The following is a 26,700-nucleotide window of genomic DNA, read 5'->3' on the forward strand; positions in this document are numbered from 1 at the left end:
CGCATGCCCCACAGCGCTGACAAGGTCCCCTCGGGCGCGCCCGAGATCCCGGCCACGGTGCCACTGCTCGAACCGCCCGGCTGGGCCGTCGCACAGCGCGCCCTGTTCGACCTCCTCGACCACGCGTGGCGCCGCTTCGCCCGGGACTTCACCGGCCCGGACGGCCGCCTGGACTACACCGGGCGGCTCAGCACGCGCGACGGCGTCGACGACTTCTACGAGGTGTTCTTCAACTGGCCGCAGCTGTACCTCCTCGGCGGCGCCGACGATCTGCTCCCGGCCGCCGAGCGGCACTGGGCGGGCGTCACCACGCAGCTCACCGAACTCGGCATGCTGCACGACGAGTTCGAGCGCGGCTACGACTGGTTCCATCAGGGCGAGAGCCTGCTGCTGTTCTACTTCCTGTGCATGGCCGCTCCGGACCGTTGGGCCGAACGCGCCCTGCGCTTCGCCGACTTGTACGTCGACCCGGCTCACGGCAATTACGACCCCGGGCACCGGATCATCACCCGGCCGCACAACGGCAGCGACCCGACGCGGCTCGGCCTGTTCGACGGTGACGTGTACCCGTGGCTCCCGCAGGAGGCAGACACGTACGGCTACCCGCTCGACTGGCTCCCCGAGGCGGGCGGCGGGCCGTACCCGCTCTCCGCCGACCCGCGGCTCGGCCCCCGGATGCGGGACCGGACGGGCGCCGGTGACACGGCCGTGAACCTCGCCGCGACCGGGCTCGTCCTCAACGCCTGGATCCTGTCCGGCGACGAGCGCTACCGGAACTGGATCGTGGAGTACGTCGACGCGTGGCGCGAGCGCACGGAGGCGAACGGCCGGCTCGTCCCCGACAACGTGAGCCCGGACGGCACGGTCGGCGGCCTCCTCGAGGACCGCTGGTACGGCGGCCACTACGGCTGGTCGTGGCCGCACGGCTGGCACAGCGTCGGCCACGCGGCCTGCGTCGCGGCGCTCGCGGCAGCGACGGTCACCGGGGACGACACCTACCTCTCGCTGGTCGCCACCTCGCTCGACGAACTCATCGGCCGCGGCAGGGTGATGCCGTTCAGCGAGTCGGACTCCAGCCTGCCGCCCAAGTGGGAGGCCGAGCTCGGCCCGGACGTGCACACGCCGACGCTCCATCTCCCCTTCCGGCACGGCGACTTGGGCTGGTTCGACTACAACCCGGCGACCCTGCCGGTACCGATGGCCCTGTGGCATCACACGGGTTCCGCCGAGGACCGCGCCCGCCTTGAGCGGCTCCGCAAGGCGGAGGGCTTCGACTGGCGCACGGTGCGGCCGTTCCGCGCCAAGGAGGAGTCGGGTCACGAGAAGGCATGGTTCGCCTTCCTCGCCGGGGACGACCCGGACTACCCGCAGCGCATCCTCGCCGCCGCACAGGCCCAGGTCCGGCACCGGCTGCGGCGCATGGACCGCTACCGGGGCCGCGAGGTGGACGAGGCCGACATCCACGTATGGCAGCAGTGCAATCCGGTGGTGACCGAGGCGCTGGTGCAGTTGACGTGGGGCGGCCCGCAGGTGCTCTACGGCGGCGGACTCCAGCAGGCCCGGCTGCGCTACCACGACGCCGACGCGGGCCGCCCCGGTCTGCCACCGGACGTGGCCGCCCTGATCACCGCCATCGCCCCGGAAGCGACCACCGTCGAGTTGGTGAACCTCTCCCCCGACGCGGAGCGCACGGTGGTCGTGCAGGCCGGCGCGTTCGCCGAGCACACCATCACGGCCGTCCGCCACACGGCGTGCGCGGACGATGCCTGGATCGGCGACCTGTACGACTACGGCCACACCGAGCCCACGGTCACCGAGACCCAAGTGGCCTGCGACAGTGCGCACTTGACCGTACGACTGCCCGCGTCGACACGAGTCCGGGTGACGCTCGCACTGCGGCTGCGCAGTCGCACCCCCAGCTACGGCGGGTAGCTCCCGTAGCTTCCTTGAATGTTTCGGAAATGCTTACGAAATATTGAGCGAAGCATTGACGCCGTTCACCGGATCCCTATCATCCAGATTGCTCGACATTCCGGCCTATGTTCGATATCACGAACACCGCTTACTCAAGGATGACGAGGTCCCCCCATGCTCAGACGAAGTCTTGGCCGCAGACGCCTGTCTGCGGTGATCGCCGCCGCGGTCACGGTCCTGATCGCTGTGGCGGCGACGCTCGTCGCAGGTCCGGCGCAGGCAGCAACCAGCGGCGCCCTCAAGGGAGTTGGCTCTGGCCGCTGTCTGGACGTGCCGAACGCGAGCCAGACCGATGGCACGTCCCTGCAGATCTGGGACTGCTCCGGCGGCACCAACCAGCAGTGGACGGCGACGGACAGCAGCCAGCTGACGGTGTACGGGAACAAGTGCCTGGATGTGCCGGGCCACGCCACCACGGCCGGTACCCGGGTGCAGATATGGAGCTGCAGCGGCGGAGCGAACCAGCAGTGGAAGGTCAACTCCGACGGCACGGTCGTCGGGGTGGAGTCCGGTCTCTGCCTGGACGTCACCGGCGCGGGCACCGCCAACGGCACGGCGGTGGAGCTGTGGACCTGCAACGGCGGCAGCAACCAGAAGTGGACCGGGCTGTCCGGGACGACGCCGCCCACCACGTGCTCCCTCCCCTCCACCTACAAGTGGTCGTCGACCGGTGCGTTGGCACAGCCCGCGAACGGCTGGGTCTCGCTCAAGGACTTCACCAACGTCGTGTACAACGGCAAGCACCTGGTCTACGCGTCGAACGTGTCGGGGTCGGGGTACGGCTCGATGGCGTTCGCCCCCTTCACGAACTGGTCCGACATGGCGTCGGCCAAGCAGACCGGGATGAGCCAGGGCACGGTGGCGCCCACGCTGTTCTACTTCGCGCCCAAGAACATCTGGGTCCTTGCGTACCAGTGGGGTCCGTCGCCCTTCATGTACCGCACGTCGAGCGACCCCACCAACCCCAACGGCTGGTCCGCGGCGCAGCCGCTGTTCACCGGCAGCATCCCGGGCGCCGCCCCGATCGACCAGACCCTGATCGCCGACGGCCAGAACATGTATCTGTTCTTCGCCGGCGACAACGGCAGCATCTACCGGGCGAGCATGCCGATCGGGAACTTCCCGAGCAGCTTCGGATCCTCGTACACGACGGTCATGAGCGACAGCGTGAAGAACCTGTTCGAGGCGCCGCAGGTCTACAAGGTGAAGGACCAGAACCAGTACCTCATGATCGTCGAGGCGCGAGGAGCCACTGAGCAGCGCTACTTCCGCTCGTTCACGGCCTCCAGCCTGAGCGGTTCGTGGACGCCGCAGGCCGCCACCGAGTCCAACCCCTTCGCGGGCAAGGCCAACAGCGGTGCCACCTGGACCAACGACATCAGCCACGGTGACCTGGTCCGCAACAACCCCGACCAGACCATGACCATCGATCCCTGCAACCTGCAGCTCCTCTACCAGGGCAAGTCGCCCACCGCGGGCGGCCCTTACGACCAGCTGCCGTGGCGGCCGGGCGTGCTCACCCTGCAGCACTGACCGAGACACACACGTTCATGGGAAGGGGCCCGGCCGACACATGGTGTCGGCCGGGCCCCTTCCTCAGGTCAGTTCCGCAGGGACCAGTGCTGGTTCGCACCGCCCGTGCAGCTCCACACCTGGATCTTCGTGCCGTTCGCGGTCCCCTGACCGCTGGCGTCCAGGCAGAGTCCGGACTGTGCCGCCGTGATGGTGCCGTCGGCGTTGACGTTCCACTGCTGGTCCGGCTGCCCGGTGCAGTCCCAGATCGCCGCGGCGGTGCCGTTGCCCGCGGACTGGCCCACGCCCAGGCACTTGTTGCCGTAGACGACCAGCTGCTTGCTCGCACTGTGGGTCCAGCGCTGGTTGGATCCGCCGTTGCAGTCCCACAGTTGGGCCTGTGTGCCGTTGGCCGTCGTGAAGTTGTTGATGTCGAGGCAGCGCCCGGACTGCTGGCCGACGATCTCCTGGTTGCCGGTGGTGGGCGGTGGCTGGTCCGAGCCGAACTGGGTGAAGAACTGCCACACCGCTCCCGACGTCCAGGTGTGCCACCCGTCGCCGGTCGAGCCGTCGATGGGCCCGGGGTCGTGGCCCGCTCCGTCGAACGCGGCCCAGACGACGGGGTGTCCTGACGTGCAGCCCGAGTAGGTGGTGATGATGTGCGTCAGGCTGCCGTAGGCGGGCTCGGGCGGGTTCTGCGGGGTGCAGCCGTTCGCCTTCACGAACGTGTCACGCAGGCCCCGGCCCAGCGAGATGGGCAGCACGTTGTCCCTGATGCCGTGCAGACCCATGTAGGCGATGGGCTGGGTGCCGCCGTTGCATCCGCTGAGGTTCGCGCCGGAGTAGACCGCGACCGCGCGGAAGACGCTCGCCCGGGCGCAGGCGATGGCGTACGACATCCCACCGCCGTAGCTGAAGCCGCCCGCGAACAGCTGCGTGGTGTCGACGCACAGACCGGCCTCGATCTGGTTGACCATGGCGTCCACGAAGGCGAGGTCCTGCCCGCCGGAGTTGGCCCAGCCGTTGTCGATGCCCTGAGGGGCCACGAAGATCGTGCCGTTGTTCGCGGCGTCGGCCAGGCGCCGCAGGCCGTAGTAGGACCAGTTGTAGCCGTCCGTCCCGCCCGAGTCGACGTCGTTCGCCGTGCCGCCCCGCCAGTGGAAGCCGAAGACCAGCCGGTACGGGTGGTTGCTGTCGTACCCGGCCGGGACCCGCAGGATGTAGCTGCGGTTCAGGCCGGCGGCCTGGATGGTGTGGGTGCCGCTCGTCAGCGTCGGGGCCTTTCCGCAGCCGGCGGTCGCCGAGACGGCGGCGGCCTTGGCCGATGCGGGGGCTTCGAGGCCTCTGCTGAACGAGGTGCCCGCGGCTGACAGTACGAGAAGTACCGCAGCCGCGATGGCCGTTAACAGGGGTATCCGTTTCATGTACTCCTTCTTCCGGGTCTTCTTCCGGGTCTTCTTCCGGGTCTTCTTCCGGGTCTTCTTCCGGAGCTGCCTTTCGTCGTCACAGTCCCGTGATGGTCCACGCGTTGTTGGTGCTGGAGTTGGGCGTCCACATCACCGTGGTCGCGCCGGCCGTGGTGCTGCCGCTGCCGTCGAGCGCGGTGCCGGTGCCGCGGTTGACGATCTGGTAGCGGCCGCCGCCGAGGCTGGTGAGGGACCACTGCTGGTTGTTGCCGCCGTTCCACGCCGCCTGACGGGCGGGGGCTCCGTTGGTGGCGTTGCCCCAGCTGTCGGCCGCCATGCCGTTGGTGCGGTTCATGATCCGGTAGTAGCCGTTGCCGAGGTCGATCAGCTGCCACTGCAGGTTGGTGCTGCCGTCGTAGTTCCACTGCTTGAGGTTGGAGCCGGAGGCGACATTGCCGCCGCTGTCGAGCACGAGACCGCTGGTGGCGTTGGCGATCTTCACCCAGGTCGTGGGGCCGCCCGGCGGGCCGAGGACGGGGATCTCTCCGGAGAAGGTGAGCTTGACCGTGTACGCCAGGGCGTTGAACGGCGGGTTGGACGAGGGCATGGCGAGGTGCAGCCCTGAGGTGTCCTGGGTCGGGGCGGGCAGGTTGACGTACGTTCCGGCGGTGTTGTCGAGCAGTTGGGCGCGGGTCAGGCTGCTGAGGTTGATCTGGTTCGAGTTCAGCGTGGTGATGGTCAGGGTCGCGCCCTGCCAGCCGAGCGCGGTGGCGTACAGGACCTTGTTGTCCTGGCTGCGGGTGAACCTGACGTCCTGCGGCTTGCCCGCCACCGGGCCGCTGAAGGAACCACCGCCCATCTTGGTGGGGCCCTCGCCGTAACTGGTCCAGGACCGGGTCCCGTAGATGGCCTCTCCGAACCGCCCGAGCCAGTCCCCCATGCCGAGCAGGATCGACTGCTGCCCGGAGGGGATGGTGCCGTCGGCCTTGGGCGCGATGTTGAGGAGCATGCTGCCGCCCTTGCTGACCCGGTCGATCAGCGAGTGCAGCATGGCCTGCGTCGAGTAGTAGCCGATGCCCTCCGTGTAGCACCAGCTGGAGGAGGAGATGCTGTCGTCGGTCAGCCAGTACGGGGTGAGCAGTCCTGCCGGGCCACCGCGCTCGAAGTCGAAGACCTCGCCCTTGTTGTCGAGCCCGTCCTTGTAGGTCGCGGCGACGTCCTTGTTCCAGGCGACCGCCTGGTTGTAGTAGTGCGCGAGGAACTGGAGCCGGTACGACTCCTGCACCAGGTTCAGGTCGAAGTCCTGCCAGACCAGGTCCGGTCGGTAGCCGTCGATGACCTCGACGAGCTTGTCGTACCAGAGCTTGTTCTCCGCGGTCGCGCCCTGCTGTCCGTAGAGGATGCGCAGGGCCGGGTCCGACTGGGACGGCACGTGGTCGTAGAAGCCGTTGAAGTGGTACGCGTGGTGCAGCGAGGCCATGAACTTCAGGCCCTGGCCGCGGATGGCCTGCGCGTGCCGGGCGACGAGGTCGAGCTTGGGTCCGTGGCGCACCGAGTTCCACGGGTTGGCGGCGCTGTTCCACATGGAGAAGCCGTCGTGGTGCTCGGCGACAGGACCGGCGAACCTGGCGCCCGCGGCCTTGAACAGCCGCGCCCAGGCCTCCGGGTCCCAACTGCCGCCCTGGGAGACCAGTTTGGGGGCGAACTGCACGAAGTTGCCGGCCTTGTCGCGGGCACCGTCGATGAAGTTGTGGTACGGCCACGCCGAGAGGTCGCCGTAGGTGGCGATGTGGTGCGTGTTCTCGTTCGAGCCGCCGATGTACATGTTGCGCGGATACCACTCGTTGCCGTACGCGGGGACGCTGAAGACGCCCCAGTGGTAGTAGATCCCGAACTTGGCGTCCTTGAACCAGGCCGGGGCCGGGGGGTGTTGGTCCACGGAGGACCAGCTCGGGGTGTAGCTCGCGGGTCCGTCGGTCGCGGCGGCCTCGGGCGCGAACCGCAGCAGGCCGAAGGCCGCGGCCGCGCCGGTCGCCGCCAGCAACCGGCGTCTGCTGATGGGGAGAATGGGGAGAGGGGAGGAGCTCATGCGGGGCCTTTCAGCGTCAGAGGGGATCGAACTCGTGTCGAGGTGGATCAACTCCAGCTGTCAGTAGGTCAGTTGCGGGTCCACTTCTGGTTGCTGCCGCCGGTGCAGGTCCACAGTTCGAGGAGGGTGCCGTTGGCCGTGCCGGCGCCGGTCGCGTCCAGGCACAGGCCGGACTGGGCGCCGGTGATGGTGCCGTCGGCGTTGAGGGTCCACTTCTGGTTGCCGCCGCCGTTGCAGCTCCAGATGTCGACCTTGGTGCCGGGGCTCGTGCCGCCGCCCGACGCGTCCAGGCAGGCGTTGCCGTAGACGCGTAGATCACCGGCCGATGTGTTGGTCCACTGCTGGTTGCCGCCGCCGTTGCAGTCCCACAGCTCCACCTGCGTGCCGGACGTCTGCGACTGGTTCGGCACGTCCACGCACCGGCCCGAGCCGACCCCGACGATCGGGGACACCGTGCCTCCGCCGCTTCCGCCGCTGCCCGGGGTGAGGGACAGGTTGTCGAACTGCGCCGTCTCCGTCTGGCCGGTCGCGTAGCCGACCTGCCCGGCGGTCCACGTACGGTCGCTCACGGAACCGACCGTGGCACCGTCGATGACGGCCGAGATGGTGGTGTCGGCGAAGGTCAGCGCCAGGGTGTGCCACCGGTTGGTGCCGAGCGCGGTCGTCGTGCCGTGGGCGAGCGTGGTGACGCTGCCGTTGGTGCCGGAGCTCAGGATCGACCACGCTCCGGTGTCGCTCACCCGCAGGTGGTAGGCGTTGAGCCCGCCGGTGCTGCTGTAGTCCTGGGTGCCCGCGCGGCCCAACACCTCGGCGTATCCCGGCTGTTCGAGCAGGACGTCGGACGACACCGTGTAGTTGCTCCAGCTCACGTCGCCGAGCAGGGCGTGCGGATCGGACAGCGCGTCCCAGGTGATCGGCTTCTGCGGGCTCATCTGGCGTACGCACTTTCCGCTGCGGCCGCCGCCGCAGCCCGCCACCTCGAAGGCGCCCTGCCAGTCCATGAGGTACTTCGCCTCGGCGCCGGACGTGTAGCCGTCGAAGGAGTCCTTGTACGGCAGGCTCATCGCGGCGGAGGCGGGTCCGGTGGCGGTGCCCTTGCCCTGGCCGGTCGTGGTGGTCAGCGTGTAGACGTGGTGCGGCTGGACCGTCAGGCTGAAGCCGCCGCCGGACGGGGTGAGGTCCGCGCTGTGCACCAAGTAGTCGGAGGAATTACCGGAGTTGGTGTCGGTGGACCAGACGTGGACGGCCCCGGTGGACAGTCCTCCGGTGACGTTGAAGTTGAGCGTCTGGGCGCTGCTCGCGTCCATCGTCTCGATGACCGTGGAGTAGTCGGAGTTGTTCGTGGACTTCAGCGAGACGTAGCTGCCGTTGCTCCGGTTGCCGCCGATGTAGCCGCTGGAGGAGTCGAGGTAGTGCCAGCCCGGGGCGGTGAACTGGGTGGTGTGCGCCATTACCCAGGCGTTCTTGCCGATCGAGTAGTGCCCGGACCACGGCTGCGAGGCCAGGGCAAGCCCCATGGTGGGATACGGGATGTTGGGCGTGACCGCAGCGACCACCGGCCAGTTGAGGTACGCGGTCATCCGGCCGTCGATGTAACCGCGGTTGATGCCGCGGGCCATGGCCGGGGCTCCCCCGTTGTAGTCGTCCGAGCCGTTCTCGCTCGCCCACAGCTGCTTGCCGGACGAGGTGGCGGCCGAGGGCACGGAGCAGTTGGTCTGCGCGGACCGGTAGCCGCACGGGTAGTGCGTGCCGATGGCGCTCACGGCGGAGGCGAACGCCGGATCGGAGTTGATGTCGTTCGCCACGGCCCAGTCCGAGTCGGCGGCGACGATCTTGACGCTGCCGTAGCCGTTGCTGTTGAGCGCGGTGCGCAGCTGCTTGTACCAGGAGACGTTGTAGCCGCGCTCGTTCCAGCCGCCGAGGTAGTCGATGGTGAGCCCGTGCTGTTTGGCGCAACCCAGCCAGGAGACAAGGTAGTTGACCATGTCGGTGGACCAGAAGTTGCCGCCGCCGATCCAGCCCGGGGCGCCCCAGGCGAGTCCGTACAGCTTGATGTCCGGGTTGCGGGCCTTGGCCTGCTCCATGAGCCACCACTCGTAGCCCCGGTCGCAGTTCAGGTCGGAGCGGGTGTGCTGGTGGCTCGGTTCCGCGCCAGAGGTGGAGTTGGTGTCTCCGCCGACCTCGGCCTTGAGGATCTGCAAGGAGGCGCCGTAGCCGGGCTTGAAGAGGTAGTCGAGGACCTGGCCGCGCTGCGGCTCGGGATAGTCGATGAGGAGCCGGCTGTTGCCGCCTCCCCCGCTGATGGCGCCGACGCCGTCGAAGGTCCGGCCGGCGGACGCGCCGTTGAGGGTGACGGAGGTGGCGGCCTGGGCCGGACCGGCGGCCGTTCCCACGAGGCCGCCGGCGGCCAGGACGAGGCCCGCGAGCACGACCGTCGAGGCGCGCATGCGCCGCAACCGCCGTCTGAATGCTGACACGTTGGGTTCCTTTCGCAGCTCGAAGAGGTCCACTCAGCGCAGGACGAAGTCCTGGTTGGTGCCCGGCGCGTTCTTGCACTGCCACTGGTCCAGTTGCTGGCCCGCGGTGCTGACCGCCCGGTAGACGTCCAGGCACAGGCCGCTGTTGCGGTTCTGGAAGGAGTACGAGCCGTCGGACTGGCGCACCGGCAGCCACTGGCCGCCTGCCGCCGCGCCCGGGGCCTGCTGGACGATGTCCGGAGTGCCCGCCGTCGTGGAACTGTCGGCGACCGCCACGTCGAGGCCCGAGTTCTGGGCGCGCAGTTCGCCGTAACCGCTCGACGTGGGTACGAACTCGAACTTCTGGTTGCTCTGCCCGTTGCAGGTCCACTGGTCGATCGCGGCGCCCGCACTGGAGGAGTTGCCGTACACGTCCAGGCACAAGTTGTCGTGGGCGGCGACGAGTTGGTGGTAGCCGACCGGGAATCCGCCCCCGCCGGCCGAGGCCGGGGTCACGTACACGGAGAACGCGTCGTGCGCGCTCTGGAACGTGAACGGCACCGTGATCGAGCCGCCCGAGGCGCTCACGTTCTGGTCGTACACGGTCTGGGGCGCACCGAGCGGCGCCTGCTCCGGGATGCGGCGCACGGTGACGTGCACGCTGCCGTCGCCGGTCAGCCAGGGCACGGACGACAGCCCGTCGAAGGTCACGGACGCGGCGCCGGTGTAGCCGTTGGAGTCGCCGATGACGGCGACCGCCCGCTTGTTGACGGAGTCCTCGGAGGCCGCGATCGCCGTCGAGCCGACCTGGCCCGAGGTGTCGACGAGCGTGCCGGTCATGTCGGCGTAGTCGCGCATCGCCCACCAGTTGCCCGTCGGCTGCCAGGTGCCGCCGCTCTGGGTGAGCACACCCGTCAGGTTGGGGATCATGCAGCACACCCAGTTGCCACGCATCGCGTCGGCGTACCCGGACTGTGCGAACCGTGCGAGGTACCAGGCGGTGACCCCGGCGGTCTGCCGGTCGGCGGGCTGGTACTCGTTCGCGGACAGCGGCAACTGCCCGATGCCCGCCGAGGTCAGGGCGGAGCGCAGGCTCTGGGAGACGGTGACCGGGTCGTCGACGTCGCCCTCGTCATGGTTCGTGATCATGTCGGGCACCGTCCCTGCCGCCTTCACGTGCGCGAGCCAGGTCTGCCACTGCGCAGCTCTGCTCTGCGGGGTGAACGCGAAGGACGGGCCCACGATCTTCGCGCCGGGGGCGATGCGCCGGATCTCCCGGTAGGCGGTGTCCCACATCTGGAAGTACTGGGCGCTGTTCACACCCCGGGTCCAGAAGACCGAGATGTCCGGCTCGTTCCAGATGTCGTACGAGAAGGTGAGCCCTGACGCCTGCAGCGGGCCCACCGTCGCGTCGATGAAGCTGATCCAGTTCGAGCAGTCGCCGTTGTCGCAGGGGTACTTGGTGGTCGACGGCTGGCCGCCGTTCGCGCCGTAGATGTCGCTGACGAGCACCTGGTACTGAGCGTGGTAGGGCGGCTTGGTGAGCCGTTTCGCCTGCGAGACGATCGAGTCGAGGTCGGCCTTGGTGGCCGAGCCGTTCTGGTAGTTGTCCTTGATCCAGCCGCCGGAGAACCATCCGCCGCCGCGGAACGCGTTGATCCCCAGCGGCTGGAGGTACTGGTCCGCGGGCTGGCTGCCGTCCTGGTTGATGCCGTAGAGGAAGCCCTCCCCCACGCCGGTCGACGGCCCGCGCGTCGACGCCAGGTTCACCGTCAGTGCCGTGGCCGCGGCGCCCTGGCTCGGGGCCGTCGCGAAGAGCGCCAGCATCAGGGCCAGGACGATGCCTGCCACCAGTGCGGGACGGCCGGGTCTCACTCTCGTACTCATCCGATCCTCCACCGGTCACTGCTCACCGGTCAGTGACCACTGATCAGCGGTCACTGATCACCGGTCAGCTCAGTGACCACTTCTGGTTGGGTTGGCCATTGCAGGTCCACAACTGCACGCGCGTGCCGTTGGCGGTGGCGGCGCCCGTCACGTCCAGGCACAGGCCGGACAGAGCGCTGGTGATGGTGCCGTTGCTGTTGAACGTCCACTGCTGGTTGGACTGTCCGTTGCAGGTCCAGGTGATGACCTTGGTGCCGGGGCTCGTGCCCTTGTCGTAGGCGTCCAGGCACAGTTGGCTGCTGCCGGAGTACACGGTGAGCTGGTTGCTCGCGGTGCGGGTCCAGGTCTGGTTGGTCGCGCCGTTGCAGTCCCAGATCTGCAGCTGCGTACCAGCGGTCGTGGACGCGCCCGGCACATCGAGGCACTTGCTCGCACCCACCGCGTGCACCGCGCCCGTCGTGCCGCCCCCGCCGGCCCCCGTCCCGTATCCGGCGGCGGTGATGGCGGCCTGGACGGCGTTCTCGGTGGCGTCCGAGGGGTAGCCCGCCGTCATCGCGCCCTCGAAGAACTCGCCGACGCCCGAGACGCTGTTGTCGCCGCCGGTGCCGAGCAGCACGGAGCTGTCGACCTTCATCGGCGAGTACCCGTTCGGCAAGGGGCCGGAGAAGGTGGTGGTCAGGCCGCCGCTCGCGCCGTTTCCGTATTTGAGGGTGAAGTTGGTGGTGCCGTTGTTCTTCAGCCACGCGCTGACGAACGGATAGTGCACACCCTGGTTGTTCGGGTCCTTGTTGGAGCCGGTGTTGGTGTGGAACATGCCGTTCTCGAGGTCGGCCTCGACCCACGGTCCTGTGCCGGTGCAGCCGCCGAACCAGCAGGCGTTGCCCCAGTAGATGGCGTTCATGGTGGCGTTGCCGGTGTCGGTGTGGGTGTTCTCGCCGCTGCCGTAGTCGAAGCAGCACCACTGGTTCGTGTAGTTCGACGAGGTCACCATGTAGATGCCTTCGGGCTGGGAGCCCGTGGCGACACCCTTCGCGTGGTCGATCCGGTAGCCGACGCCCTGGTTGACCTTGACGCCGAAGACCTGGTGACCGGCCGCGGTCACCGGCAGGGCCATCGCGTCGGCCCCGACGTCGGAGCCGTTCGGGCCCGGGCCCTTCCAGTAGCCGCCCCAGGAGATCGGGAGGTCGTTGTGCAGGGTCGTCTGGTCGTAGATCTTCGTGATCGTGCAGGAGGTGCCCGCGCAGAAGGACACCTGGGACGCGGCGTCGGCATACCCGCCCGGGGCGAGCACTCCGATGTCGCGGTACGTGTGGTCGGAGTTCCGCTGGATCTGGTAGAGCGGCCCGTTGTACGCGGCGAAGAGCGCCCTCGTCGTGGCATGTGCCGTGACACACGGTGTGCCGCCCGCGGCGTAGAGGTCGCAGGGCAGGGACGCGTCGGCCGCCACGGAGGCGTGGACGGCCGGGCGGGCCTCGGCCTTGGTCGGTGTGCCGAACGCTGGTGTGCCGAGGACGGCCAGGGCCATCGCCAGGGCGATGAGGAAGACGGCCGGGAAGTGCCTTCTTCGGCGCGGGAATCGCCCTTCACGGCGATCGGCTAATGATCCGGGCATGACGAACCTCCTGAGCGGGGGTGCCGGTGATGAAGAGGTACGGTGCGGGGTCAGCCGAGCGTCCACCGCTGGCTGCTGCCTCCGTTGCAGGTCTGCAGCTCGACGAGGGCGCCGTCGGCCGTGGCCGCGCCCCTGACGCCCAGGCACAGTCCTGACTGGGTGCCGGTGATCGTGCCGTCGGACTTCAGCGACCACTGCTGGTTCCGCTGGCCGTTGCACTGCCAGATCTCCACCTTCGTCCCGGGCGTGGTCTGGTTGTTGTACGCGTCCAGGCACATCTGGCTGCTGCCGGAGTACACGGTGAGCTGGTCGGAAGTGGTGTGCGTCCAGGTCTGGTTGGTGCCGCCGTTGCAGCTCCAGATCGCCACCTGGGTGCCGGGGGTCGTGGTCGCGTGGGGTACGTCCAGGCACTTGGCCGCGCCGACCGCGTGCAGCGGACCGGTCACGCTGGTGCCTCCGCCGCCGCTGGTGCCGCCCGCGACCCGGTACATGACCGTGCCGTGCGCCGGGACCGAGGCGCTGATGGTGCCGGAGGTGGTCGAGGTCGCCCCTGACCACAGGTCGGTCAGGGTGTAGGAGGACGCCCCGGTCTTGCCGATGGCACCGGCGGTGGTGCTGATGGTCGCCGTCGAACCCGTCTCGTTGAACAGGGCGACGGACACGTCCCCGTTGGCAAGGGGCTTGGCCAGGACGTCCAGACCGCCGGAGGAGGACACCATGGTGCCCTGCTTGCCGAGCGGGTCCTGGTCGACCGCGATCACCCGGGAGTTGGTCAGGATCGACAGGGTGTCGGGGCTCGCCGAGGGAATGTTCGTGCCCGCGATGAGCGGCGCGGCCATCTCCGCCCACAGGCTGAACTCGCTGCGGCTCTCGGTCGCCGTCATCGAGCCATTGCCGACCTCCAGCATGTCCGGGTCGTTCCAGTGGCCGGGGCCCGCGTACGAGGCGAGGCCCACGTTGCTGTGGAAGATCGACAGCATGCTGGAGTAGTTGGCGCTGATGTCCCCGGTCGTGCGCCAGCTGTTGCCGACGTCCGCGCCCCAGGTCCACACGTTCTCCTGGCCCCAGTTGCACAGGCTGTACAGGATCGGCCTGCCGGTGGCCGCGAGTGCGTCCCGCATGGCGGTGTACCGGGTCTTCGCCGGGACGCCGGTGTTGTTGCAGTTGTCGTACTTCAGGTAGTCGACGCCCCAGGCCGCGAACGACTGGGCGTCCGTGGTCTCGTGTCCGAGGCTGCCCGGGTAACCGGCGCAGGTGGCGGTGCCCGCGTCCTCGTAGATCCCGAGCTTGAGCCCGAGCGAGTGCACGTAGTCGGCGGTGCCCTTGATGCCGTCGGGGAACTTGGCCGGGTCCGGCACGAGGCGCCCGCCGGAGTCGCGGTTGTGCGTCATCCAGCAGTCGTCGATGTTGACGTAGGTGTAGCCCGCGGCCTGCATGCCGTTGGTGTGCATCGCCTGGGCGGTGGACTTGATCAGCGATTCGGAGACGTTGCAGCCGTACGCGTTCCAGTCGTTGAAGCCCATCTGCGGGGTCGGCGCGAGTCCGTTGCCGAGCGCGGCGGCGGGCCGCGCCGTGCCGAGGGAGATCAGGGGGACGGCCAGCGCGAGCAGCAGGGCGGTGAAGGCGAGCGCCAGGGTGCGGCGCAGGGGCAACGACCGGGGACACCGGTCCGTCGCGGCGTTCATGGGCATGAGTCATCGGCTCCTGGGGCGAGTTGAGGGGGTGCGGTCAGCGGTAGCCGGCGGCGGTGACGTTGGCCTGCACCGCGTTGTCGGTGGCGTCGGAGGGGTAGCCGGCGACCATGGCTCCTTCGTAGAAGGTCCCGGCGCTCAGATTGGCGCCGCCGCCCGGCTTGCAGCAGTCGCCGCCGCTGCCGAGGACGATGGCCCCTTGCTTCTTCATGGGGCTGTATCCGCTGGGCAGTCCGCCGTCCCAGAGGGTGGTCAGGCCGCCGGTCTGCGCGTTGGCGCCCTTGAGTGCGAACCTCGATGTGCCGTTGTTCTTCAGCATCGCGGTGACGAACTTGCTCGTGAACGCCCGCTGGTTGGTGTTCCAGGACTGGCTGCCGCCGGAGTACAGGCCCCATTCGAGATCGGCCTGCACCCAGGGACCGCTGCCGGAGCAGCCGCCGAACCAGCACTGCGTACCGAAGTTGATCGCGTCCATCGCCCCGGCCGCGTCGGCCTTCCGGGTCGTCTCGCTGTTGCCGTAGTCGAAGCAGCAGCCGTTGTTGACGTGGGTGCCGCTGGTCACCATGTACGCGCCCTCGGGTGCGGAGCCGGTCGGCACGCCGGTCAGGTGACCGTCTCGCCAGTAGCTGTTGCCGGGGTTGATGTACAGCGAGTACGCCTTGGTGCCTCCGGCGGTCAGCGCTTCGGAGGTCGCCTTCGCGGGGCTGCTCTGGCTCGATCCGGGGACCTGGTCGGAGCCCTGGTACCAGAGGTCGTTGCCGTGCCCCGACTGGTCGCGGACGACCGTGATCACACACGTGGTGCCCGCGCAGAACGCGTCCTGCGCCGCCGCGTCGGCGAAGCCACCGGCCGCGAGCACGCCGATGTCCTTGGTCGCGCTGTCCGAGGAGCGCCTGACCTGGTAGAGCGAGCCGTTGTACGCGTGGGAGAGCGCCCGCACCGTGCTGTGCGCGGCCACACACGGCGTACCGCCGGCGGCGTAGATGTCGCACGGGCCCGATCCGCTGGGCGGCGGGGTCGGCGCGGTCCACTTCTGGTTGCTCTGGCCGTTGCAGGTCCACAGGATGACCGCGGTGCCGTTGGCCGTCGCCGCGCCGCTGACGTCCAGGCAGAATCCGGACGCGGTACCGGTGACGGTTCCGTCGGAGTTCTGCCGCCACTGCTGGGTGGCCCGCCCGTCGCAGGCGCGGATGACCGCCGCGGCACCGGGAGTCGTCCGGGTGTCGTACGCGTCCACGCACCGGGTGCCGCTCATCGTCCGCAGCTCGCCCGCCGTCGTGAACGCGAAGGACTGGTTGGCCTGGCCGTTGCAGTCCCAGATCTCCAGTGCGGTCCCGGACGTGTCGGTGTTGCCCTTGACGTCCAGGCACCGGCCCGACGCGGCGCTGACCAACGGCGCCGCGGACGCCTCCGCCGACCGGCTCGGCGCGATCGCGAGCACCAGGGCGAGCAGTGCCATCACGCAGACGGCCGCGACGGCGGGCAGGCGTGGGAGGCGAGCCGCGGGGCGGCGGGCCGGAGCGGATGAAGGCTGCATTCCGTGTCCTCCTGTCGGCGCGCTCTCGGGGCCCCACAGGAATCGCGGGTCGCCGGTTCGCCTCACTTGAAGTTCCAGTGCTGGTTGGCGCCGCCGTTGGAGTCCCAGATCTGGACGGGGGTGCCGTTGCCGGTCTGCCCGGCGGGGAGCTCGAGGGCCCGGCCGGAGGCGACGTTGATCAGGGTGTACGAGCCGTCGGCGTTCTTGCTCGCCCGCCAGTGCTGGTTGGCGCCGCCGTTGGAGTCCCAGATGATCACCCGTGTGCCGTTGCCGGTCTGGCCGCCGGGCTCGTCGAGCACCCGCCCGCTGCCGATGTTGGTCAGGGTGTAGGAACCGTCGCCGTTCTGGTCGGCCCGCCACCGCTGGTTGCTCGCGGTGCCGTTGGCGTCCCAGACCTGCAACGTCGTGCCGTTCGCCGTCTGCCCGGACGGGACGTCGAGGACCCGGTTCGCGGCGACGTCGCTCAGCGAGTACACGGTGCCCGAGACGGGGCCCCCACCCGGATTCCCCGAACCGCCGCCGCCCAGCGCGGACAGCACGGTGTCATAGGCGGGCTTCTTGTTGCCGTTCCCGTCGAACAGCAGCGGGTTCTCCCCCGTGCGCCACGAGTCGGTGTCCCTGATGCCCCATGTGGTGATGCCGGTGCAGCGGGCGACGTTCATGCACGCCTTGACCGTGTTCGCGTACGCCGTCGGCGAAGCCTGCGCGATGTCGAGTTCGGTGAGCTGTACGTCGACGCCGAGCGCGGCGAAGTTCGACAGCGTGGTCTGGAAACTGGCGGGCGCTCCGCCGCTGCCGAAGTGGGACTGGAAGCCCACGCAGTCGATGGGCACGCCGCGGGACTTGAAGTCGCGCACCATGGTGTAGACGCCCTGCGTCTTCGGGGACGACCAGTCCTCTATGGAGTAGTCGTTGTAGCAGAGCTTGGCCGCCGGGTCGGCCGTCCGCGCGGTGCGGAACGCCTCCTCGATGAAGCCGTCGCCCAGCAGGTTCTGGAACACCGACGAGCGGTGCCGGCCGCTGCCGTCGTCGGCGAACGCCTCGTTGACCACGTCCCAGGCGTAGATCTTGCCCTTGAAGTGCGTCATCTCGGTCGTGATGTGGTTGTTCATCACGCTGCGCAGGGTGTTCGCGTCGCCGATGGAGCTGACCCAGCCGGGCAGTTGGGAGTGCCAGACCGTGGTGTGCCCGCGCATCCGCTGTCCATGTGCGAGGGCGTGGTTGACGATCTGGTCGGCGGGCCCGAAGTTGAAGTTGCCGCGGGACGGTTCGGTGGTGTCCCACTTCATCTCGTTCTCCGGGGTGATCATGTTGAATTCCCGGTCGAGAATCGTGGCGTACGTCGAGTCGCCGAGCTTCCCGGCGGCCACGGCCGTGCCGAAGTAGCGGCCGCTGTCGGCCGCCGCCGTGCCCAGGGTGCTGCCCGCCGCGTGGGCGGCGGTGCTCACGGGACCGGCCAGGGCAAGCGCCGTACCGGCCGCCAGACCTGCGACCAGGGCCACGGCCCTGCGCCGGCGGGGTTGTGTGTCGAGCCAGGACATGAGGGGTCAACCTCCTGGGGGGTGGGGTGGAAACACCGGGACGGTGTGCCGGTGCCACGGAGGGGGTCGGTTCAGGCCGGCGGGCCCGCAGCTCACGCCGGTGCGGTCCACTTCTGGTTGGCGCCGCCGTTGCAGTCCCACAGCACCAGTTGCGTTCCGTCCGTGGTGGACGAGCCCGGGTCGTCGAGGCAGCGGCCCGAGGCCGGGTTGCGGTAGCCGCCGTTGTACGGCTGCCACTGCTGGTTGCTGCCGCCGTTGCAGTCCCAGATCTCGATCCTGGTGCCGTTGGCGGTGCCGCGGCCGGTGACGTCGAGGCACTTGCCGAGCGCCCTCAGGGTGCCGTCGGAGGGCGCGGACCACTGCTGCGCGGCAGCGCCGTTGCAGGACCAGATCTGCGCGGCGGTCCCGTTGGCGCTGTTGCCGCCGTTGACGTCCAGGCACTTGCCCGCGATCCCGGAGCGCACCTGACCGCCCGTCGACACCGGCGGCTTGATCCAGCCCGCCGCGTCCGCCGCCTGCACCCCGGCGTTGAAGGCGTCCGCCATCTTGCGGAAGCCGTTGTCGTTGGGGTGCAGGGAGTCGGACAGGTCCGCGGGGGTCAGCGCGCCCATGTCGACCAGGCGTACGTGCTTGCCCGCGTCCTGCGCGGCCTGGACGATCCCGGGCAACTTGGCGTTGAAGGCAGCCCTGTTGGCCTCCTCGGTGGCGCTGGTGGAGACGATCACGGTGCCGACGAGGACGGTCGCGTCGGGTGCGTCCCGGGTGATCTGGTCGATGAGCGCGCGCATCCGGTCCGGGGCGGTCGGGATCTGGTAGTTCCCGTTGAGGTCGTTGGTGCCGATCTCCAGGGTGATCACGTTCGGGCGGTAGGCGGCGAGGACGGAGTCCGTGATCCCGGCGATCTGGTCGATCCGCCAGCCGGAGTGGCCCTCGTTGTCCGGGTCGGCCATGGTGCCGTTGCGCCCCGAGCCGACGAAGTCCAACGAGTGTCCCTCGGCAACGAGTTGGGATCTCAGGAAGTCCCGGTAGCTGTTTCCCGACGGGCTTCCGACGCCCCAGGTGATCGAGTCGCCGAGCGGCATCAGGCGCAGCGGGGCGGGCGCTGCGGCTGGTTCGGCGGCGGCCGCCTGCGCCACGGGTAACGCGGCGCCGACGCCGAACGCTGCGGTCAGCGCCGCGGCCAGCAGTACCGAGCACTTCTTCATGGTGTTCCTCCCTGGGTGCGGGACAGTGGGCGGGGATGAACGGGCACACGGACAGATGGTTCAGCGAGGCGTGAAGTCCTGGTTGCTGCCCGCCGTGTTCTTGCAGGGCCATTGGTCCAGCTGCTGACCGAGGTTGCCGCCGCCCCCGTGGACGTCCAGGCACAGGCCGCTGTTCTGGTTCTGGAAGGAGTACGAGCCGTCGGACTGCCGCACCGGCCGCCACAGCGCGCCGGTCGCCCCGCTCGCCGCCTGCTGCACGATGTCGGGCGTACCGGCGGTGGTGGAGCCGCCCGCGACCGCCACGACGAGCCCGGAGTTCTGCGCCTGCAACTGCCCGTAGCCGCCCGCGCCCGGCACGAACTGGAACTGCTGGTTGCTCTGCCCGTTGCAGGTCCACTGGTCGATCGCGGCGCCCGCACTGGCGGAGTTGCCGTACACGTCCAGGCACAGGCTGTCGTTGCCGATGACGAGGCGGTGGTATCCGGTGGGGAATCCGCCGCCGCCCGAGGCCTGAACACCCGCCTGCTGGATGACGTCCAGGGCACCCTGCGGCCAACTCGTGCCGCCCACCTGGACGTTGCCGGTCAGGACGTTGTTGTGCGGAGGGCCGGTGGCCACGTACGTGTTGCCGCCGTTGTACCAGTTGCCGGAGAACGTGCTGTCGTCGGTGTGGTTGTTGGCGTTGGCGTTGGTGAGCGCCCAATTGCCCGCGTCCTGCACCACGTTGTGCGACACCGTCAGGTACCGGGAGCCCTCGTCGAGGTACAGCGCGGTGGTGCGGTTGTTGTCGTACATGTAGTTGTCGGAGATCACCGAGCCGGGGTTCGCCGACAGGTTGTAGATGCTGCCGCCGTCGAACATCGCGTTCTTGGTGTCGTGGATCAGGTTGTGGGTGACGGTGTTGTTCTTGAGCGTCGTCGGGGTGGTGTAGACGGGCTGGTAGTTGTACGTGCCCCGGTTGACGTAGTCCTGGCTGCCGCCCGGGTCGTTGGCGCCCCAGCCCCAGCCGATGTCGATGCCGTCGTAGGGCAGGTGGTCGCACTGGTTGTGGGCGATCGTCGCGTTCGTGACGTACGTGGACAGGATCGCGGCGGTCTCCTTGTAGTCGGTGCCGACCCCGCTGACCTTGTTGTTGCTGATGGTGATGTTCTGGTTGGTCATCTTCGGGTTGCTCGGGTGGTGTGCGTCCGGCTGGATGCCGCCGACCTGGATGCCGCTGCCCGCGAGGTCGGTGAAGGTGTTGCCGGAGATCGTGACGCCGTTCGCGCCGAGGCCGGTGCCGGAGGCCGTGGCGACGGCGTCGTTGCCCACGCCGAGGCCCGCCTGTCCCAGCTCGGAGAAGGTGTTGCCGGAGAACGTGACGCCGGTGGCCGCGGAGACCTGCACGGCCCCGGGCATCTGCGCCCAGCGGTTCCGGGTGGCCTCGAACTGGGTGCATCCCGACTTGCAGGTGCTCAACCAGTTGTCGGGCATCGCGAAGGCACCGGTGATGTGCGCGCCACTCTGCTGGTCCGCGTAGCCGTCGGGTCCGCTCGGGCCGAGCCAGGAGGTGCCGGTGAACTTGATGCCGCTGAAGGCGAGACCGGTCGCGGGGGTGTCGTAACTGCCGCTGACGCCCAACAGGCTTGGCAGACGCGGGAGTTCCACGGAGAGATTGTTCGGGTTCTGGCCCGTCTCGGCCCGGTAGTAGAGGTCGCCGGTGGACGCGTCGAGGTACCACTGCCCGGCCTGCTGCAGGAACGCGTAGTTGTTCTCCAGGTACATCTTCCCGCCGGCGAACGGCGCGTTGATGGTGTCGTAGCCCCAGGAGTTGTTGTTCCACGCGGGCTGCCGCATGGTGAGGGTCCTGCCGCTGATCGACTGGACCGGTGCGTAGCGGTCGGTGAAGGAGTTGATGCTCTCGACCTCCATGTGGCTCTGGTCCGTCAGACCGGCCAGGTAGTCGAGCGACGAGTCGTTCACGGTCAGGCCGGTCTGGGTGAACGTGAAGGCGGAGCGCGGCACTTGGACCGCCGCCCGTGGCGCCTGCTTGCCGTTCACATAGAGCTGGCGGGTGGAGATGCCGGTGCCGACGTGGACCGACCAGATGTTCTTGGACTGATCATGCACCTGCCAACCAGTGACAGCCTGGGCGCCGGTCACGACCGGCTGCTGCCCGGCCGTGGCCTGGTAGGTGATGGTGTGCCCGTTCTGGCCGCCGTCGCCGGAGCCGAAGGCCAGTGGCTTGGACAACCGGTAGGTGCCACCGGCCAGATGGACGACGACGTCCGCGTCGGCCGACAGCGCGTGAGCGGGCTGGCGCGCCTGGTCGATCGTGGCGAACGGCTGCCCGGCGCTGCCGTTCCCGCCGGGCACCGCGTCCGGCGACACGTACAAGTCGGCTGCCGCGGCCCGGAGTTCGGCCGGTGCCGCGTACGCGACCCCCGCGGTGGCCGGGCCCCCGACCAGTAGGGCGAGCAGAGCCACGGGGGCGGCCCACAGGCCGCGGAGCGACGCTCTGGGTCTGGACATGGTCATCCTCCGATGACGGTGACGGCGATGGCGATGGCGATGGCGATGGCACATGGTGTGTGGTCGTCCGGTCGTGAGGGGTCCGTGACCGGCGGCGGGCCGGTCACGGACCGGTGGCGTCCAGCTCAGCCGAGGCTCCACTGCTGATTGGATCCGCCGTTGCACGTCCAGAGTTCCGCCAGGGCGCCGTTGGCCGTGGAGGCGCCGGTGACGTCGAGGCACAGCCCTGACTGGGTGCCGGTGACCGTGCCGTTGGAGTTGATCTGCCACTGCTGGTTGGCGCCGCCGTTGCAGGGCCAGGTCTCCACCTTGGTCCCGGCGGACGTCTGGTTGTTGTACGCGTCCAGGCACATCTGGGTGCTGCCGCTGTAGACGGTCAGCTGGCCCGATGACGTGCGGGTCCAGGCCTGGTTCGCCGCGCCGTTGCAGTCCCAGATCTGCAGCTGCGTACCGGCCGTGGTGGACGAGTTCGGCACGTCCAGGCACTTGCCCGCGCCCACCGCGTGCAGCGCGCCCGTGCTCGTACCACCGGAGGAGTTCGCGTATCCGGCCGCGGTGATGTTGGCCTGCACCGCGTTCTCGGTGGCGTCCGACGGGTAGCCCGAGGTCATCACGCCCTCGTAGAACGTGCCTTGGGCGCCCTTGCTGTTGTCGCCGCCGATGCCCAGGATGATGGCGCCCTGCTTCTTCATCGGGTTGTAGCCCGCGACGTTGGGGCGCACCCCGTCGTAGAAGGTGGACAGGCCGCCGGACTGCGCGTTGCCGCCGCGGATCGCCCAGTGGTTCGGGCCGCCCTTGACGACGGCGGTCGTGTACCGGTGGTTGATGGTCGGGTCGTTCGCGTTGTAGTGCTGGTTGACGCCGGAGAACAGGCCGTTCTCCAAGTCGGCCATGATCCATGGGCCGTTGCCGCTGCCGTAGCCCCAGACCTTGATGTTGCCGAAGTAGATGGCCTCCATCGTGCCGTTGCCGTCGTCGTTGTTGTCGGTCTCGGCGTTGCCGTAGTCGAAGCAGCAGCCGCCGTTGTAATGCGTACCGTCGAGGATCGCGTACATGCCTTCGGGGTTGTCCCCGGTCGCGATGCCGTTGGTGTGGTCGTTGCGGTAGCCCGTGCCGGGCGCGACGTAGACGCCGTAGGCCTTGTGGCCGGCCACCGTGGTGGGCGCGGCGGTCGCGTTCGCGAGGTTGTCGGGGCCGCCCGCGGCGCCGCCGCCGGGCGCCTGGGTGAGGTTGTTGCCGCGGCCCGACTGGTCGTAGATGACCGTGATCAGGCAGGTCGTGCCCGCGCAGAAGGCGTCCTGTGCGGCCGCGTCGGCGTATCCGCCCGCCTCCAGGACGCCGATGTTCCGGGTGGTGTTGTCCGAGGCCCGCCGGACCTGGTAGAGCGACCCGTTGTACGAGGCGTACAGCGCGCGCGTGGTGCTGTGCGCCGCCACGCAGGGTGTGCTGCCCGCCGCGTAGATGTCGCACGGCCCCGATGTGGCGGCTGTGGCCGTGCCCGCGGTGGCCGTGGCGCCGACCAGGGTTCCGGCGACGAGCGCGGCCGCGGCCCCTGCCCGGGCGAGCCTGCGCCACCGTACCGCCTCGAGCAATCGGCCGAGCCCACCACGTGGGGGCAGCAGGTGGCGTCTGGTACGTGTGGTTCCCATGTGAACTCCCTACGTGCAGTGCCGAGTTGGGGGAATGGCGCTGAGGTGGCGCGAGGCGCGTGCGGAAGCACGTGGACGCGCCATGGTTCGGCGAGAATCACAGAGAGGTGTCGGTGGTCCTGTTTCCGGTTCCACAGGGCACCGAGGGGCCTGAGCGGCTTGTTGCCGAATCGATTCGACTGCCGATTCCCGTACTTCGCAAGCTCTCTGCGCGCCTGAAAAGTTTTCAGTGTGACGACAGGTGTGCGACGGTACGGCTCCCGCCGGTCCTGCGCCGGGAGCCCCGGACGCGGGCGAATCAGCAGTTCACAGCGGACACGCGGGAGCGAGGCAGCCCGCGTCCCCCCGTTCGCGCCGTATACGCGGCACGGCAGCACGTCGACTCCACGCACCGCTGGTCGCACCCGCCGTCGAAGCGCTTGCGTCGAACCGATTCGCTCACCGCCTCGCTCGCCGTCTCGCTCACCGCCTCGCTCGCCGTCTCGCTCACCGATTCGCTCGCCGACTCGCGCCACGACGCGAAACCGCGCCCGTTCGGTGCCAGAGGCGCCAGAAGTGCCAGAGGTATCAGGGGGGCCGGAGGTGCCATTGCCACGTGTGACGCCTCGCGTGGCCGATTTCGCATCAACTCTTGTCTCAACAGAGGCACTTGAGCATCGAACAAGCCAGGCTAGAGTCTCCCATTCGAAAGACCGTAAGGCGTTCGACATACCGACCGATCCCGTGATCCGTCATGTCACAACAGCCAGGAGGTCTCCCTCGCATGGGCAGGCTCACCCCACCCGATTCCTTGCTCGCTCACCTCACCCCGCGTGATCGTCGGCTCTTCCGGCAGTTCGGCCAGGGCCAGGCAATCGCCCTCCCCCGGCTCCTCGTCCACGAGGCCATCGAGCACCGGGCCGCCGCGGGGCCGCACACCATTGCCGCCGAACACGAGGGCGTCACCCTCACCTACGGCGCGCTCGACCGCCTCGCCGACCAGCTCGCCGCCCGACTGGTCCGCGCGGGGGTCCGGCCGGGCGACCGCGTCGGCCTCTTCGTGCGCCGCTCCCTTCCGATGCTGGTCGGGCTGCTCGCCACCCTCAAGGCCGGGGCCGCCTACGTCCCGCAGGACATCGGCATCACCCCCGCCGCCCAGCTGCGCCACGTCATGCGCACGGCCCGGACCCGCGTCGTGCTCACCCAGGCCAAGTACGCCGACCGGATCCCGTCCGGTGCCGGGCACTCGCTCCTCATGATCGACGAACCGGCCCTCACACCCCCGCCGTCCGCGCAGGCGACGTACCGTCCGGAACGCCGTCCCGACCCGGACGACGGCGCGTACGTACTCTTCACCTCCGGCACCACCGGCACCCCGAACGGCGTCACCGTCACCCATCGCAACCTGTGCAACCTCCTGCTCACCGCACCCGGAGGGCTCGGCATCGGCCCCGGACAGCGGGTGGCGCAGATCCTCAACATCGCCTTCGACATGGCCGCTTGGGAGATCCTCGGCTGCTTGACCGGCGGTGGGACCCTCGTCATCCGCGGCAAGGACATCGCCGAGACCGTGCGCACCGCGGACGTCGTGATCGCCACGCCGACCGTGCTCTGCGGGATCGATCCGCAGGCGTGCACGCGCGTGCGGACCGTCGCCGTCGCCGGGGAGCCGTGTCCGCGACCGCTCGCCGATCTGTGGGCGAGCCGGTGCACGTTCTACAACTGCTGCGGCCCCACGGAGACCACCATCGTCAACACGATGCACCGCCACCGCGCCGACACGGGCCGGCTCACCATCGGCCGCCCCACCCCGAACACCACGGTGTACGTCCTGGACGCGCACCGACGGCCCGTGCCCATCGGTGAGACCGGTGAGATGTGGGCGGGCGGCGACTGCGTCTCGGCCGGATATCTCGGGAACGCGACGCTGACCGCCGAGCGGTACGTACCCGACCCGTTCCTCGGCGCCGGACGCATGATGTTCCGTACCCGCGATCTGGGCCGCTGGACCGAGGACGGCGAGCTGGAGCATCTGGGCCGGACCGACGACCAGGTGAAGGTGCGGGGGTTCAGGGTGGAGCTCGGCGCGGTCTCCTCGGTCCTGGAGTCGGTGCCGGGCTGCACCCGTGCGACGACTCTCCGGTGGGACGCGCGCCGCCTCGTCTCCTTCGTCTGCCCGCAGGACGTCGACCCCGAGCGGGCCCGCAGCACGGTCGCCGCCGCGTTGCCCTACTACTGCGTGCCCGCGGCGATCGTGCCGGTGGCGGCGCTGCCGGAGACCGACCGGGGCAAGGTCGACAGGGCGGCACTGCTGCGTCTGACGGCGGGAGCGTCCCGGTGACCTCGTACCCGTCGCTGCGCCCGCCTGTCGCGCGGGCCGCTGTCCCCGCGGACCTGCCGCCGCTCACGGCCTGGCCACGGCGGCTGCTCAAGCATCCGCGTCTGATGCACTACAACCGGCTCGCCGCCGCCGTCCTCGCGGCCAACACCGGCTGGCTCATCTGGGGCAGGCCCGACGAGCGCGCCCTCGGACACGCGGCACTGGCCAATCTCGCCCTCGCGATCCTGGTCCGCCAGCAGTACGTCATCAACTTCCTCTTCCGCGTGGCCACTTGGGCTCCGGTGCGCTGGCCGTTGAAGGTCCGCTGGACGCTGGGGAAGGTGTACCACTTCGGCGGACTCCACGTGGGTGGCGCGCTGGCCGGTGTCCTGTGGTTCCTGGCCCTCACCGTGACCCGGACCTCGTCCGGCGGCGGACCGGCGGAACTGGCCGTGTCGTACGCGCTGATCGCCTTGCTCCTCGTGATCGTGGCGACGGCGCTCGCGCCTTTCCGGTCCCGGTTCCACAACTCCTTCGAGAAGATCCACCGCTTCGGCGGCTGGGCCGCACTGGCGCTGTTCTGGGCGCACACGCTGCTGCGTGCGGACGGGCCCGGGGAGCCGGGGATCTGGGTCCTGGCGCTGGTCACGTTCAGCATGGCGCTGCCCTGGCTACGTCTGCGCAAGGTGGACGTGGTGGTCGAACGCCCCTCCTCGCACGTGGCGTTGGTCCGCTTCGACCATGGGGTGACGCCGTTCGCAGGGTCGTCGACGGCGATCAGCCGCGCCCCGCTGAAGGAATGGCACTCGTTCGCCAACGTCCCCTCGCCGGGAGAGCCGGGGTTCCGGCTGACCATTTCCCGGGCGGGCGACTGGACGGGCTCGTTCATCGAGGACGCACCCGAGCGGCTCTGGGTCAAGGGAATCACCACGGCGGGGGTCGCCAACATCGAGACCCTGTTCCGGAAGGTGGTCTACGTCGCCACGGGCAGCGGCATCGGACCGTGCCTGCCCCATCTGCTGGCCCATGAGGTGCCCGCGCGGCTGGTGTGGGCGACCCGCGATCCACGTGCCACGTACGGGGACGGGCTCGTCGACGAGATCCTCGCGGCCCAGCCCGACGCGGTCGTCTGGGACACCGGCCGGGACGGCAAGCCCGACATGGTGCGCCTCGCGTACGCCGCCTACCGGGACTTCGGTGCGGAGGCCGTGATCTGCATCTCCAACAAGAAGCTCACCTGGCAGGTGGTGCACGGCCTGGAGCGCCGCGGCATCCCGGCGTACGGCGCCATCTGGGACTCGTAGGCACAAGAATCCACCCGAGCAAGGACA

General features: G+C 69.3%; 14 protein-coding genes and 1 pseudogene. 4 read left to right on the forward strand and 11 right to left on the reverse strand.

Annotated features, from left to right (window positions below; all coding sequences use genetic code 11):
* Positions 1-3 precede the first annotated feature (3 nt).
* Positions 4-1,932, forward strand: a complete 1,929-nt coding sequence (locus ACIBUY_RS03015) for a hypothetical protein (protein ID WP_399151529.1) — start codon at positions 4-6, stop codon at positions 1,930-1,932.
* Positions 1,933-2,088: 156 nt separating this feature from the next.
* On the forward strand, positions 2,089-3,507 hold the full coding sequence (locus ACIBUY_RS03020) for a non-reducing end alpha-L-arabinofuranosidase family hydrolase (RefSeq protein WP_365573833.1): 1,419 nt from the start codon (positions 2,089-2,091) through the stop codon (positions 3,505-3,507).
* Positions 3,508-3,575: 68 nt separating this feature from the next.
* On the opposite strand, the gene ACIBUY_RS03025 is transcribed toward ACIBUY_RS03020, so the two are convergent.
* From ACIBUY_RS03025 to ACIBUY_RS03075, 11 genes and pseudogenes are all read right to left on the reverse strand, one after another.
* A complete protein-coding gene (locus tag ACIBUY_RS03025) occupies positions 3,576-4,910 on the reverse strand; it encodes an RICIN domain-containing protein (RefSeq protein ID WP_399151530.1) in 1,335 nt (444 codons plus the stop codon).
* A 79-nt stretch (positions 4,911-4,989) separates the two neighbouring features.
* Positions 4,990-6,981: an alpha-L-fucosidase gene (locus ACIBUY_RS03030; protein ID WP_399151531.1), complete on the reverse strand. Its 1,992-nt coding sequence runs from the start codon at positions 6,979-6,981 to the stop codon at positions 4,990-4,992.
* A 68-nt stretch (positions 6,982-7,049) separates the two neighbouring features.
* Complete coding sequence (locus tag ACIBUY_RS03035) at positions 7,050-9,458, reverse strand: ricin-type beta-trefoil lectin domain protein (protein ID WP_399151532.1); 2,409 nt, start codon at positions 9,456-9,458, stop codon at positions 7,050-7,052.
* A gap of 33 nt (positions 9,459-9,491) precedes the next feature.
* Complete coding sequence (locus ACIBUY_RS03040) at positions 9,492-11,324, reverse strand: RICIN domain-containing protein (protein ID WP_399151533.1); 1,833 nt, start codon at positions 11,322-11,324, stop codon at positions 9,492-9,494.
* Between the two features lie 64 nt (positions 11,325-11,388).
* The gene (locus ACIBUY_RS03045) at positions 11,389-12,936 is read right to left on the reverse strand and encodes an arabinofuranosidase catalytic domain-containing protein (RefSeq protein ID WP_399151534.1); all 1,548 of its coding nucleotides are present in this window, start codon (positions 12,934-12,936) and stop codon (positions 11,389-11,391) included.
* A 50-nt stretch (positions 12,937-12,986) separates the two neighbouring features.
* Positions 12,987-14,627: a glycoside hydrolase family 27 protein gene (locus tag ACIBUY_RS03050; RefSeq protein WP_399151535.1), complete on the reverse strand. Its 1,641-nt coding sequence runs from the start codon at positions 14,625-14,627 to the stop codon at positions 12,987-12,989.
* 37 nt (positions 14,628-14,664) lie between these two features.
* Complete coding sequence (locus ACIBUY_RS03055; RefSeq protein WP_399152150.1) at positions 14,665-16,086, reverse strand: arabinofuranosidase catalytic domain-containing protein; 1,422 nt, start codon at positions 16,084-16,086, stop codon at positions 14,665-14,667.
* Between the two features lie 143 nt (positions 16,087-16,229).
* Positions 16,230-17,705 (reverse strand): annotated as a pseudogene (locus tag ACIBUY_RS03060) (endo-1,4-beta-xylanase); the annotation flags it as partial.
* A 92-nt stretch (positions 17,706-17,797) separates the two neighbouring features.
* Entirely contained in the window at positions 17,798-18,910 is a 1,113-nt protein-coding gene (locus ACIBUY_RS03065) for a ricin-type beta-trefoil lectin domain protein (protein ID WP_399151536.1), read from the reverse strand.
* 60 nt (positions 18,911-18,970) lie between these two features.
* The gene (locus ACIBUY_RS03070; RefSeq protein WP_399151537.1) at positions 18,971-21,421 is read right to left on the reverse strand and encodes an RICIN domain-containing protein; all 2,451 of its coding nucleotides are present in this window, start codon (positions 21,419-21,421) and stop codon (positions 18,971-18,973) included.
* Positions 21,422-21,546: 125 nt separating this feature from the next.
* A complete protein-coding gene (locus ACIBUY_RS03075) occupies positions 21,547-23,070 on the reverse strand; it encodes an arabinofuranosidase catalytic domain-containing protein (RefSeq protein ID WP_399151538.1) in 1,524 nt (507 codons plus the stop codon).
* Between the two features lie 763 nt (positions 23,071-23,833).
* Between ACIBUY_RS03075 and ACIBUY_RS03080 the strand changes: the two genes are divergently transcribed.
* Together ACIBUY_RS03080 and ACIBUY_RS03085 are read left to right on the forward strand one after the other, a co-directional pair.
* Positions 23,834-25,390, forward strand: coding sequence for an amino acid adenylation domain-containing protein (locus ACIBUY_RS03080; RefSeq protein ID WP_399151539.1), 1,557 nt, complete (start codon positions 23,834-23,836; stop codon positions 25,388-25,390).
* Positions 25,387-26,673, forward strand: coding sequence for a hypothetical protein (locus ACIBUY_RS03085; protein WP_399151540.1), 1,287 nt, complete (start codon positions 25,387-25,389; stop codon positions 26,671-26,673). The genes ACIBUY_RS03080 and ACIBUY_RS03085 overlap by 4 nt, the downstream gene beginning before the upstream one ends.
* Positions 26,674-26,700 lie beyond the last annotated feature (27 nt).

The organism is Streptomyces sp. NPDC050085, from assembly GCF_044460595.1.
Lineage (GTDB): Bacteria > Actinomycetota > Actinomycetes > Streptomycetales > Streptomycetaceae > Streptomyces.